The sequence below is a fragment of the uncultured Corynebacterium sp. genome (genome assembly GCF_937999985.1).
Lineage (GTDB): Bacteria > Actinomycetota > Actinomycetes > Mycobacteriales > Mycobacteriaceae > Corynebacterium.
Genome location: NZ_CALLDG010000153.1, coordinates 1 through 11,476, shown reverse-complemented (window position 1 = coordinate 11,476; position 11,476 = coordinate 1). Strand labels below are relative to the sequence as shown.

Below are 11,476 nucleotides of genomic sequence, written 5' to 3'. Positions count from 1 at the left end.
TGCTCCAGCAGGGTGGCCTGGGCTGCATCGCCGCCCTGTTGCGGCTCTGTCTTTCCTGCCATTACTGCAGATCCTCGCCCAGGTTCCGGGTAGCTCCCTGGGATTCGGCACTCTGGCGGTGAGCCAGCTCCTGCAGCTGCTCCTGCAGAGCATCCGCCATGGCCTGCGGCATCAACACCGGCAAAGGCTGGCCAGCCGGAATTGGGTCGCTGCCGCGGCGGATAAAGGTACGTGCGACGATCTCCCGGGCCACCTTGGCCAACTCGTCCGCCTTGGACTTCTCTCCGGCCAGCGTCGCCCGGAACATCCAACGCGGTCCGTTCACGCCGATCAGGCGCATCTGCCCTTCACCGGCTACCGCGCAGATTTCCTGGCCCCACGGACCTTCCTCGACATGGACGTCCAGGCCGTCCTTCGTCATGCCCGCGACCGTCTCCTCGACAGACTCGGCCCACAGGTCACCGTTTCGCGGTGCAGCGAAGGCAATCGGGGTGATGCGCCCACCATCGATCTCCAGGTGAATCATCTGCGGCCCCTCTGGCCCCATATCCACCTTGACCTCACCGCCGTGCGGCACCGGAATGAGCATGGAGCCCAGATCCAAAGCCCCCGCGGCAAAATCCGAGAAGTCGAAGTCCTGGAAGTTCACCGTGTCGCCGTCAAACGGGCCAAAGTCGTTTTCTGGCTGACCTTGCTGCGGCTGAACAGCTTCCTCTACTTGATTCTTGTCGTCATTATTCTTGCGACCAAACATCTCAAAACTCCGTCTTCTGTTGGCTTCTTAAGTTACTTCGAGTGCAGCTAAGCGTTGCGAGCCTAAACCCCAGTGGAGCCATAGCCGGACTCGCCCCGAACGGTCTCCCCCAGTTGCTCTACGCTCTCGACCTCTTCGACGTCGCACAGGCTGACTTCCTGCACCAGCAACTGTGCAATCCGCTCCCCGCGCGCCAATTCAATGGGCTGATCAGGATCCAGGTTGATCAGGCATACTTTGATCTCACCGCGATAGTCCGCATCAATCGTCCCCGGGGCATTGACGATGGAAAGCCCCTTTTTCAGCGCGAGCCCACTGCGCGGGTGCACCAGCCCCACTGTGCCTACAGGCAATGCGATGGCGATGCCTGTGCCGACCAGCTCCCGATGCCCAGGGGCAATGGTCACATCCTGGGCCGTGTACAGATCGATGCCGGCATCCGTCGCGTGGGCGCGGCGCGGCAAGGGCAGCTCCTTGTCCAGGCGAACGATACGCAGCGGGGCGTCATTTCCGGTTTGTCCATTTTGCTTAAGGGTCACGGTCACCAAGACTACAAGTACCCAACCGAAGTTACGATGTCCGAACCCCCAAGGGCTAGAATTACTAGGCAGCACGCAAAGCGAACAGATCTATCAGGAGATATTCAATTGGCATCGGACACTCAGCAGGAAAAGCTGCTGTATTCGGAGCACCAGCGCGTACCCCTAGTGTGGTGGCTGTTCGCCGCGGGCGTAGTCGCAATCATTGCGTGGCAGGCGCAGATGGGCCGTCCGATGTGGACCTTCTACGTCGCCCTCGTGGTTTCCGGCGCGCTGGCAGTGTGGGCGCTGATTTACTTTTCCCGCACCAAGGTGGAGGTCACGGAAGATAGCTCCGGCGAGCGTTGGTTGCACGTCGGCCCGGCAAAACTCCCCGCAAGTGTGGTCAGCCGCAGCCTAGTTATTCCCCCTACCGCCAAGCGCGCCGCTATGGGCCGCCAACTGGATCCGGCCGCCTATGTTGTGCACAAGAACTGGATTCCGACGATGGCGATGCTCGTCCTGGACGATCCGGACGACCCAACCCCCTACTGGCTAATCTCCACTAAGGAACCTCAGGAGGTTCTGGAGCAGCTTGGTCGCCCGATCTACTAAAGCAGATTGCTAAGCGGCTTAAGCAACCTAAGCAATTCAAGCGCAGTCCTTGCAGATGTACTCGCCGTCGGCGACAGTTTCTGCGATGCAGCTGCGGTGCTGCACCAGGAAGCACACGCTGCAGGTGAACTCGTCGCTCTGGCGCGGGATTACAGAACCGGACAGCTCTTCGCCGGAAAGGTCCGCCATGGGTACGTCGAAGGGCTCGACGATCTCTCCATCATCCGTATCGGAAACTGACGGTTCGGCCTTCTCTGCGGCCTTCAGACCCTCCAGGGAGTCGGTCTCGATGTCGTCTTCGGAACGTCGGCGCGGCGCGTCGTAGTCAGTGGCCATATTGGGTCCTTACTTACGTCGGTTGTGTCGATCTGATGGAGTGCAAAATAGCCAGCGGGGCTGGCTGAAAATTGCCTAAATTCGTCTCACTGTTCGCGGATCCTAGAGCACATGCACACCCCTTGTCACCTTCACGCGCGCACTGGCGCCCGATTGGGGTAAAAGGCTCCCCCCGCGGCTATTCCACCAGCAGTTCAGCCAGCTCCGCAGCCACCCCCGGCTTCGCTGCCAATACAAGCGCCTTCGCCTCCTTCGTAACGTCATAATCCGGGGCCACGCTAATGGCTCCGGCACGCGCGGCAATCAGACACCCCGCAGCGTGGTCCCACGGGCCCAACCCGTGTTCAAAGTAGGCATCCACTTCTCCACTTGCCACACGGCACAGGTCCAGTGCGGCCGAGCCGATCCGTCGTATATCGCGGACCTCCGGCAGAAGGCGGGTCAGCCGCTCCGCCTGGCGACGGCGGTCCTCGGCCACATACGAAAAGCCGGTCGCGACCAGCGCCTTCCTCAGTGCTCCACCAGGCGCTGCCTCCTGCTCCGCTGGTTCCACGCGCAGGGTATCGGCCGCGGCATTATCGGCACTGTCCTTCAAGCGCCGCGCCGGCCCACCCGCATGCGCCACATAGACAACCTGGCCTGTCACGTCCACCACCACGCCGGCTACTGGCTGCCTGTCCACAACTGCGGCGATGCTCACGGCATAGGCCGGAACCCCGTAGAGGAAGTTCACTGTTCCATCGATCGGATCGACGATCCAGAGAACCTCCCCCGGGGCACTTTCCGCGCTACTCAGGCCGCTTTCCTCGCCGAGCACGCGGGATCCGGGCACCCGCTGCAGCAGCTGCTCTGCAATGAGTTTCTCACTGGCCTGGTCTACCTCCGTCACCGGATCCACCTCGGAGGTCTTCGTCCCCACCACGCCGACGTGACCGTGCTCGTCGGCGAGTTCGCCACGACGGCGTCGAACAAGGACGGCCGCCTCACACGCCACCTCGAGCGCTACCGCCTCCAGGTCAGCAGGGCTAAAGGTTCTTTCTCTTGTGGACGCACCAGCCTCCCCCGCCGTCGACACCTCGTCGAACACTCGCTGGGGCGCCTGGTTGGATTCTGCCCGCTGGAGAATCGTCGCTACCTCACGCGCCTTAGCGCTCATAGTTGCTGAACCCGTGTTTTCCATGCTCTCCACATTGCCATTCTTGGCCATTCTTGGCAGCCGCCCTTAATGCTGAGCGCAGCCCAATATCTTCAAGGTAGTGTTGTGGGCATGACTGAGGACAAGGCAGAGCAGAACCTGAGTTTCGGCGTAGACATCGGTGGATCCGGTGTGAAAGGCGCCGTAGTAGACCTCAACACCGGCGAGCTGGTCACCGAGCGTTTTAAGATCCTCACCCCGAAGCCCTCCACCCCGGATGCAGTGGCGGAGGTCGTGCGCAAGCTGATGGACATGGCCGAATGGGACGGTCCGGTGGGTATCACGGTGCCCGCCGTAGTCAAAGACCAGAAGGCTCGCTCCGCGGCGAACATCGACAAGTCGTGGATCGATACCGATATGCAGGAGCTGTTCAAGCGCCACCTCGGCGAGCGGGAGATCGCTGTTCTTAATGACGCCGACGCGGCGGGATTGGCGGAAGTCAAGTACGGCGAGGAAAGCGCAAAGGAAGGCGCGGTGCTGATGCTCACTTTCGGAACCGGCATCGGCTCGGCCATGCTGTGTGATGGAAACCTGTTCCCTAACTCCGAGCTCGGCCACCTGCCCCACGACGAGAACGGTGACGTTGAGTGGTATGCCAGCTCCGCGGCGAAAGACCGCGAGGAGCTGTCCTATAAGAAGTGGGCCGCGCGCGTGGACGAGGTTCTGCACACCTACAGCGCTCTGTTCAGCCCGAAGACGTTTATCGTCGGCGGCGGTATTTCTCGCAAGGCCGACAAGTGGGTTCCGCTGCTGACTGTCGAAGAGGAAGTTATCCCGGCGAAGCTGCGCAATCAGGCGGGCATTATCGGCGCTGCAATGGCCGTACAGGATGGCATCAAGCCCTAGTCCCCGCTAGAAAGCAACCGCTCTATACCAGGGATGGTTGCAACGCCATGCTGCAATTTGAGTTATAATGGGCGGTCGATTAGCACAGCAGGGGTTTCAACGACCCTCCTAGACCATCCGGTTGCGGGTATGCCGCAACCCGGTGCACCCTAATTCCTTTTCGGAATGTGGCCTTTTAAGGAGGCCATTTCAGTGCACCATGCAATACGAGTGAAAGGGCTTCCGTGGCAGCGAACGACTCGACCACCACCGGCGAAGACAGCACCGAGGGTGTTGTGCGCAAGGTTGCAAAGAAGACGGCAGCGAAGAAAACTGCCCGAAAGGTGGCGAAGAAGTCGACGGTTGCCAAGAAGGCCACCGCGCGGAAGGCTACGACAAAGGCTGCTGAACCCGCTGCCGAGCAGGAGGAGCAGGCGTCCACTCCCGTAAAGAAGGCGGCGAAGAAAACCGCAAAGAAGACTGCCAAGAAGACTGCGCGCAAGGCCGCGAAGAAGACGGCCAAGAAGGCAACCAAGAAAACCGCGAAGAAGACCACGCGCAAGGTTGCTAAGAAGACGGCGAAGAAGACCACCACTAAGCGCGGCACCAAGGCGGCGAAGGCGGCCGAGGAGGTTCTCGAGGAGGACGCAACCGCAGCCGGCACCGCCGCTACTTCGGCCAAGCAGCAGGATGCGCCGGATACCGCGGAAGAGCGAGACGACTTCGACCAAGACGAGGACGCAGACGCTCCGGATGACCTCGATGCGCTCGAGGACATGGATGAGGACGAAGACCTCGACGACCTGGAGGATCTCGACGATCTCGAGGACGATGACGACGACCTCGACGAAGATGACGAGGACGACGACGAAGACTCCGAGGATTCCGATGAGGAAGACGATAAGAAGGACGGCAGCTTCGTCTGGGATGAGGACGAGTCCGCAGCGCTGCGCCAGGCTCGAAAGGATGCCGAGCTCACGGCTTCCGCGGACTCGGTGCGCGCGTATCTGAAGCAGATCGGCAAGGTCGCGCTGCTGAACGCGGAGCAAGAGGTCTCCCTAGCCAAGCGCATCGAGGCCGGCCTTTACGCCGCTTATCGCCTGCAGGAGATCAAGGAGTCGGGCGAGAAGCTCTCTCCGATGCACCGCCGCGACCTGCGCGAGATCGACCGCGACGGGCGCCGCGCTAAAAACCACTTGCTGGAGGCCAACCTGCGCCTCGTGGTGTCGCTGGCTAAGCGCTACACCGGCCGCGGTATGGCGTTCCTGGATCTGATCCAGGAGGGCAATCTGGGTCTTATCCGCGCAGTCGAGAAGTTCGACTACGTGAAGGGCTACAAGTTCTCCACGTACGCCACCTGGTGGATTCGTCAGGCCATCACCCGCGCCATCGCCGACCAGGCCCGCACCATCCGCATCCCGGTGCACATGGTCGAGGTCATCAACAAGCTGGGCCGCATTCAGCGCGAGCTGCTGCAGGACCTGGGCCGCGAGCCCACTCCAGAGGAGCTGGCGCGCGAGATGGACATCACCGTGGACAAGGTGCTGGAGATCCAGCAGTACGCCCGCGAGCCGATTTCCCTGGACCAGACCATCGGCGACGAGGGCGACTCCCAGCTGGGCGACTTCATCGAGGACTCGGAGGCCGTCGTGGCCGTCGATGCGGTCTCGTTCACCCTGCTGCAGGACCAGCTGCAGGATGTGCTGCACACGTTGTCCGAGCGTGAGGCCGGCGTGGTGAAGCTGCGTTTCGGCCTGACCGACGGCATGCCGCGCACTTTAGACGAGATCGGCCAGGTTTACGGAGTTACCCGCGAGCGCATTCGCCAGATCGAGTCGAAGACGATGTCCAAGCTGCGCCACCCGTCGCGGTCCCAGGTGCTGCGCGACTACCTGGATTAGTTCTGGACTAGTTCTGATTGTTCTTCACGCAGTCGGAGAACTCCGTGCCGCGTAGGTCTTCGCAACCCTCCATGCTCTTCATGGCCACCTGGGTGAAGAAGATCGCAATAGCCATGGCCAATACCCCCAGCACCAGGCCAATAATCGCGTAGCTGCGCTGGGTTCCCCTGCGGTTCGCGATAACCACCGACGTGATTCCCACCAGTATCGCCACCGCGGCCACCACGATGCCGATAAGGGGGAACATCGCGGCTGGGATAGACAGGATGCCCACAATCAGGGCGGCCAGGCTCAGCCCGCTGACCTTGCGCGGCGCGATCTTCTGGAGCTCAGCCTCCTGCGCGTTGGACTTATCCAGATCGATGTAGTCTTCTCGAGCCATCGTGCCGTTTCCTTCCCTCCGGGGTCGCTTGCCTCTAGGCATCCGGCGATACACCGCCGTTGCGTGCCGCGGTGTATCTTACCCCACTTTCCCGGTGTCCCCCTTATGAATCCTCACCAGTCTCTTAGGTAAGCAATGCGGTCGCGCAGCTGCTGTGCCGTGCACAGCGCCGTGGACGGCCCGCCGCAGTTTCTCCGCGCATCGTTGTGAATCTGCCCATGTGGTTTGCCGGTGCGGGCGGACTTCATAGACACCAGGGCATTCAGTTCCTTGCGCAGGGCCGGGAGTTCCTCGCTGGCTACGCGCTTATTGCGCAAGTCCGCGCCACTGCCCTCTTCGGCTGGCTTCTGCTTCTCCTGCTTGCGGCGCTCTTCTTCCTTCGCTCGCGCGTCCAACTGCTCGGCTTGGCGCTGACGCAGCAACGTACGCATCTGTTCGGCGTCCAGAAGACCAGGTAGGCCAAGGTATGCCTGCTCCTCCTCCGACCCGCTCAAGGTGGCCGTGCCGTAGGTCGAACCGTCGTAGATGAGACTGTCTAGCTCGGCCTCGGCGCCGACGGACTCGTAGCCCTTGTCCTCCTCGGGCTCGTTCTGCTCCTGGTTGGCCTGCCGTAGCAGCTCGTCGTCCCACCCCTCGTTCTGGCGGTGGGGCTTGCCGAGCACGTGGTTGCGCTGCTGCTCCATCTTGGAGGCCAACTCGAGGAGTACGGACACACTCGGGAGGAAGATTGACGCCGACTCCCCCGGCCGCCTGGAGCGCACGAAACGGCCGATGGCCTGGGCGAAGAACAGTGGTGTGGAGGAGGATGTGGCGTACACGCCCACGGCCAAGCGCGGCACGTCCACGCCCTCGGACACCATGCGCACGGCCACCATCCACTCGTCGGTGCTGGCGGAGAACTCCTTAATGCGTTCGGAAGCCCCCGCCTCGTCGGAGAGCACCACCGTCACCGGGGTGTTGCTGATCCGCTCCAGAATCCGCGCGTAGGCGCGCGCCGTGGTCTTGTCCGTGGCGATCACCAGGCCACCCGCGTCGGGAATGGTCTCGCGCAGCTGCTGCAGGCGCGTCTGCGCGGCATTGAGCACGGCGGGAATCCAGTCGCCCTTGGGATCCAACGCAGTACGCCATGCACGAGCGGTCTGCTCTGCGTTCAGCGGCTCTCCCAGGCGTGCCTCGAACTCCTCGCCGGCGGAGTTGCGCCAGCGGGCCTGACCGGAATATGAAAGGAAAACCACAGGACGAACAACGCCGTCCTTTAGCGCGTCCGCGTAGCCATAGGTGTAGTCGGCGGAGGATACGAGCGCGCCGTCCGCGCCCTCCACTGCTTCGTAGCGTACGAAGGGGATCTGGGAATCGTCGGAGCGGAAGGGCGTACCTGTCAGCGCGAGGCGGCGTTCCACGTGCTCATAGGCCATGCGCACGCCGTCTCCCCAGCTCTTTGCGTCGCCGGCGTGGTGGATCTCGTCCAGGATCACCAATGCCTTCTTAGCGGTGGCTACCTGGTAGTGCTTCGTGGGCTTCATGCCCACCTGGGCATAGGTCACGCACACGCCGTCGTAGGCGTTGTTGAACGGCGAGGAGTTCGTGAACTCGGCGTCGAGTGCGATTCCCCGCTCCGCGGCGGACTGCGCCCACTGCACCTTCAGGTGTTCGGTGGGCACTACGATAACCAGTCGGTCAACCGCACGGGTATCCAGTAGCAACCGTGCAATGGTCAGGGCGAAGGTCGTCTTACCCGCACCCGGGGTCGCCACGGCCAGGAAGTCCTTCGGGCTGGCCTCGACGTACTTGTTCAGTGCCTCCTGCTGCCATAGGCGGAGGTGCTTCACTTCTTGCGCAGCCCCTTGTAGATCTGCTCGCAATCCGGGCAGACAGGCGATCCCGGCTTGGCCTGCTTGCGCACGGGGAAGGTCTCGCCGCACAGAGCCACGACCAGCTTGCCCATCACGGCGGATTCGACGATCTGGTCCTTCTTCACGTAGTGGAAGAACTTCGGTACATCGTCATCCGTCGTCGTATCCGTGTTGACTTCGGGGCGCTCAATCGTTGTCGTACTTGGGTTACTCACAGTTCACCATCATGCCCCTGAATCTGCTTGTTTTCCAGCTGCGTACTAGCGTTAGGTTTATGGCTGATGCACGAAATAGGAAAACGGGAGGTGAATCCCGGGCTAAGCGAGCATCAAGGGTAGAAATTATCACCGATGCCAAGAGTTCGCGTTTGCAGGGATGGCACCACCGTCGCAGGCTCTACGCCGTGCTGCAGCTCCTGCGCATTCCTATCCTCGCCCTCGCAGCATTGGTGATGTTGCTCACCCACAACGCTGCCCTCGCGGTGTGCGTGGCTGCGGTGAGCCTGCCTTTGCCCTGGATCGCCGTGCTGCTGGCCAACGAGTCCGGTCAGGTGGACGAGACCACGAACAAGGTCTACAAGCCCGCCCTCATACGCGAGCAGCGTCGGGCCCAGCGGGCGGCCCTTGCCGGGGAGACTTCCCGCCCCATGCTGGAATCCAACTCCTCGCATCCGGAGATCATCGAGTACAACCCCGATCAGTCCTCTTCCTAGCACTGACTCATCAAGGAACTTCAATGCCCTACCTTCCCCTGTGCACGCCCGGTAAAGCCACTGAACAGCTGGTTCGCACTCTCGTCGAGCGAGGTTACGGCTCTGGGTTGATCTTGGAGGCGCTCGGCGTGGAGGGAGTGGCCGCCGCCCAATCGGGTTCGCCCGCGGCCGCCACGTGGCACCTGTCGCGGCGCGGGTCCGTGGCCGCCCAGCTCGTCGCCGCTGTCTATTTACGACGCCCCCAGCCCGCAACCTTCTTCCAGGATCTCTTCGGGGCCGAGACCACCTCTGGCTTAGTGGCGGAGCATACGCTGATCCCCGTGAAGCAGCAATCTGCGCAATACGCAGATGACAGTGCAGAACTACTACGCCTGAACCTCGACATCCGCCCCGCTCACCACCCAGCCCACGGCGACGCTGAGGTGCTGGTTCTCTCGGATCCGGATGCTTCCTTGGAAGAGCGCGTTCCCGGCCCGGGTCACGTTCCTGGAGTCGGCAACGCTCCCCTGTCGCTACTCAACTCCATCCCCCAGCTGCCTGCAAATGCAAGGGTGCTGGACCTCGGCACGGGCTCCGGCGTACTCGCATTGGTGCTGGCCGCTAACGCCGGAGCCGAGCCACCAAAAATTTTTGGCAGCGACATCCACGCCCGCGCCCTGGCTTACGCCCGCGTGGCCGCCGCTGCACAAGATCTGGAATCACCGTTGGTCAACTGGGTGCAGGGCTCATGGTTCGAGCCCTTTAGCGCTCAGTCCACCAACGCTCAGCCCTTCGACGTCATCGTCGCCAACCCTCCCTTCGTCATCGGCCCTTCCGTGGATCTGGATGCGGAAGAAGGGCACGTGTACCGCGACTCCGGCCTGCCACTCGACGCAGCCAGCAAGCTAGTGGTCGAACAATCAGTTCAGCACCTTGCGCCGGGAGGCCACGCGCACCTGCTGATCGGCTGGGCGCTCGGCGAAGAAGGCAGCGATGCTGCCAGCTCCGCCGCCGAACGGATCCTCGGCTGGCTGCCCGACGAGGGCGCCCGCGCCTGGGTGCTGCAGCGCGACGAGGTGGACGTTGCCACTTACGTGACCACCTGGCTGCGCGATGAAAGCATCGACCCCCGGAGCACCGCGGGCCAACTACGCACCACGGAATGGCTGGACTTCTTCGCCCGCCACCAGATCACCCGCATCGGCCTGGGCTGGATCCACATCGAAAAGTTCGAGGGCGCCACCGAGCTGACCGTCGAGTCGCTCGACCATGCGCTGCCAGCCGGCGCCTACCTCGGCCAGGAGGCCTCCCAGTGGTTCGCCCGCCGCCGGTGGATTGACCAGCTGGAGGTTCCCGGCCGCTCCGCTGCCACAGCGGTGGCGGAGAGCCGCTACCGGCTGGGACGGGGCGTCATACTAGAAAAAACAGCGAGCGCCACCGACCAGGGGTTCGGCGACGAGAGCGCGCGGCTGACCCGCATCGACGGGCCGGGCTGGTCGCACGAGATCGACCACGTGCTGGCGACGATTCTGGCCGGGCTCAGCTGGGAGGGACTAAACCTGCGCGACGTCGCCGAGTTCTACCACGCTGTCCACGGCGACGACCTGGGGATCAGCGCCGAGGAGCTGGTGGATCAACTTGTGCCGATCGCGGTGGACCTGGTGCGGCACGGAATGATCGTGCCGGAAGATTTGCGTGAGCTGTACTAAAGCCAAACTCTAGAACCCGGCAACTGTAGACCCCGGCAAAAATTCTTTGGAAGGAAGGCGAAACAACGGTGAAAGCAGTAGTGAGCACAGTCAGCAGTGCAGAGGTGACCGTGGACGGCGAGGTCGTCGGATCGGTACAAGGCCCTGCACTGCTGGCGCTCGTCGGCATCTGCGTGGCCGACATTGCAGACGAGAGCGTGGCAGAGGCCGCAGTTGAAAAGATGGCGCGGAAGATCGCCGAATTGCGCCTACTCCCCGCTGCCGGCGAGCCATGGGATAGCCCGCGCAATCACTCGATTGAGGAGGTAGGCGGGCAAGTGCTGCTAGTCAGCCAGTTCACGCTCATGGGCGAGACGAAGAAGGGGCGGCGACCTTCTTGGGGGAACGCGGCGCCCGGCGAGGCCGCACAACCGGTGTTCGACCGCATCGCCGACCTTTTGCGCCAGCGCGGAATAGTTGTAGAAACAGGCCGATTTGGAGCCATGATGAAGGTCTCTAGCGTAAACGAGGGGCCGTTCACCGTGCTGGTGGAAACGTAGACCGGCCCGCACCGACACGTATTTCGCCAGTTAGAAGGGCATATCTGAGACCGCATCTGCGGCGGCATGCGACGCTAAACCCTATTGCGGGGGTAAGCACAGTTCCCTCCTAGGGGGTGGGTGGGGAACAATTCATCAAAGATGTCCGTTAATCCCTT

General features: G+C 62.4%; 13 protein-coding genes. 6 read left to right on the top strand and 7 right to left on the bottom strand.

Annotated features, from left to right (window positions below; translation table 11 throughout):
• Positions 1 to 61: 61 nt before the first annotated feature.
• On the bottom strand, positions 62 to 754 hold the full coding sequence (locus tag Q0331_RS07340; RefSeq protein ID WP_298075749.1) for a DUF3710 domain-containing protein: 693 nt from the start codon (positions 752 to 754) through the stop codon (positions 62 to 64).
• Positions 755 to 816: 62 nt separating this feature from the next.
• Positions 817 to 1,293 carry a dUTP diphosphatase gene (dut, locus tag Q0331_RS07335; protein WP_298075748.1) on the bottom strand — a complete coding sequence of 159 codons (477 nt, stop codon included), beginning with the start codon at positions 1,291 to 1,293 and terminating at the stop codon, positions 817 to 819.
• Positions 1,294 to 1,401: 108 nt separating this feature from the next.
• Here dut and Q0331_RS07330 point away from each other — a divergent pair, with 108 nt between their 5' ends.
• Positions 1,402 to 1,887, top strand: coding sequence for a DUF3093 domain-containing protein (locus Q0331_RS07330; RefSeq protein ID WP_298075747.1), 486 nt, complete (start codon positions 1,402 to 1,404; stop codon positions 1,885 to 1,887).
• A 36-nt stretch (positions 1,888 to 1,923) separates the two neighbouring features.
• Here Q0331_RS07330 and Q0331_RS07325 read toward each other — a convergent pair whose 3' ends face one another.
• Together Q0331_RS07325 and Q0331_RS07320 are read right to left on the bottom strand one after the other, a co-directional pair.
• Positions 1,924 to 2,223 (bottom strand): DUF4193 domain-containing protein, encoded by a 300-nt coding sequence (locus Q0331_RS07325; RefSeq protein ID WP_005295036.1) that lies wholly within the window; start codon positions 2,221 to 2,223, stop codon positions 1,924 to 1,926.
• Between the two features lie 178 nt (positions 2,224 to 2,401).
• On the bottom strand, positions 2,402 to 3,430 hold the full coding sequence (locus Q0331_RS07320) for an inositol monophosphatase family protein (protein ID WP_298075746.1): 1,029 nt from the start codon (positions 3,428 to 3,430) through the stop codon (positions 2,402 to 2,404).
• Between the two features lie 60 nt (positions 3,431 to 3,490).
• On the opposite strand from Q0331_RS07320, the gene ppgK reads away from it, so the two are divergent.
• Both ppgK and Q0331_RS07310 read left to right on the top strand, forming a co-directional pair.
• Positions 3,491 to 4,264: a polyphosphate--glucose phosphotransferase gene (ppgK, locus tag Q0331_RS07315; protein WP_298075745.1), complete on the top strand. Its 774-nt coding sequence runs from the start codon at positions 3,491 to 3,493 to the stop codon at positions 4,262 to 4,264.
• 224 nt (positions 4,265 to 4,488) lie between these two features.
• A complete protein-coding gene (locus Q0331_RS07310; protein WP_298075744.1) occupies positions 4,489 to 6,144 on the top strand; it encodes an RNA polymerase sigma factor in 1,656 nt (551 codons plus the stop codon).
• 7 nt (positions 6,145 to 6,151) lie between these two features.
• Here the strand turns inward: Q0331_RS07310 and Q0331_RS07305 are convergent, their stop codons facing one another.
• The 3 genes from Q0331_RS07305 to Q0331_RS07295 form a co-directional block, all read right to left on the bottom strand.
• Positions 6,152 to 6,526 (bottom strand): DUF308 domain-containing protein, encoded by a 375-nt coding sequence (locus tag Q0331_RS07305; protein WP_298075743.1) that lies wholly within the window; start codon positions 6,524 to 6,526, stop codon positions 6,152 to 6,154.
• A 113-nt stretch (positions 6,527 to 6,639) separates the two neighbouring features.
• Positions 6,640 to 8,355 carry a DEAD/DEAH box helicase gene (locus Q0331_RS07300; RefSeq protein WP_298075742.1) on the bottom strand — a complete coding sequence of 572 codons (1,716 nt, stop codon included), beginning with the start codon at positions 8,353 to 8,355 and terminating at the stop codon, positions 6,640 to 6,642.
• A complete protein-coding gene (locus tag Q0331_RS07295) occupies positions 8,352 to 8,594 on the bottom strand; it encodes a DUF3039 domain-containing protein (protein WP_005295046.1) in 243 nt (80 codons plus the stop codon). Before Q0331_RS07295 ends, Q0331_RS07300 begins: the two co-directional genes overlap by 4 nt.
• Positions 8,595 to 8,605: 11 nt before the next feature.
• Here Q0331_RS07295 and Q0331_RS07290 point away from each other — a divergent pair, with 11 nt between their 5' ends.
• The 3 genes from Q0331_RS07290 (at position 8,606) to dtd (ending at position 11,318) form a co-directional block, all read left to right on the top strand.
• Positions 8,606 to 9,091, top strand: a complete 486-nt coding sequence (locus tag Q0331_RS07290; RefSeq protein ID WP_367274971.1) for a DUF3099 domain-containing protein — start codon at positions 8,606 to 8,608, stop codon at positions 9,089 to 9,091.
• Positions 9,092 to 9,114: 23 nt separating this feature from the next.
• Positions 9,115 to 10,779, top strand: coding sequence for a methyltransferase (locus tag Q0331_RS07285; RefSeq protein WP_298075740.1), 1,665 nt, complete (start codon positions 9,115 to 9,117; stop codon positions 10,777 to 10,779).
• A 68-nt stretch (positions 10,780 to 10,847) separates the two neighbouring features.
• Positions 10,848 to 11,318, top strand: a complete 471-nt coding sequence (gene dtd, locus Q0331_RS07280; RefSeq protein WP_298075739.1) for a D-aminoacyl-tRNA deacylase — start codon at positions 10,848 to 10,850, stop codon at positions 11,316 to 11,318.
• Positions 11,319 to 11,476 lie beyond the last annotated feature (158 nt).

What these genes read in the sequence shown, in the direction of transcription:
- Q0331_RS07340 (WP_298075749.1), bottom strand. Translation starts at nt 754, where the DNA reads ATGTTTGGTCGCAAGAATAATGACGACAAGAATCAAGTAGAGGAAGCT.
- Q0331_RS07325 (WP_005295036.1), bottom strand. Translation starts at nt 2,223, where the DNA reads ATGGCCACTGACTACGACGCGCCGCGCCGACGTTCCGAAGACGACATC.
- Q0331_RS07320 (WP_298075746.1), bottom strand. Translation starts at nt 3,430, where the DNA reads ATGGCCAAGAATGGCAATGTGGAGAGCATGGAAAACACGGGTTCAGCA.
- ppgK (WP_298075745.1), top strand. Translation starts at nt 3,491, where the DNA reads ATGACTGAGGACAAGGCAGAGCAGAACCTGAGTTTCGGCGTAGACATC.
- Q0331_RS07305 (WP_298075743.1), bottom strand. Translation starts at nt 6,526, where the DNA reads ATGGCTCGAGAAGACTACATCGATCTGGATAAGTCCAACGCGCAGGAG.
- Q0331_RS07290 (WP_367274971.1), top strand. Translation starts at nt 8,606, where the DNA reads ATGCCCCTGAATCTGCTTGTTTTCCAGCTGCGTACTAGCGTTAGGTTT.
- Q0331_RS07285 (WP_298075740.1), top strand. Translation starts at nt 9,115, where the DNA reads ATGCCCTACCTTCCCCTGTGCACGCCCGGTAAAGCCACTGAACAGCTG.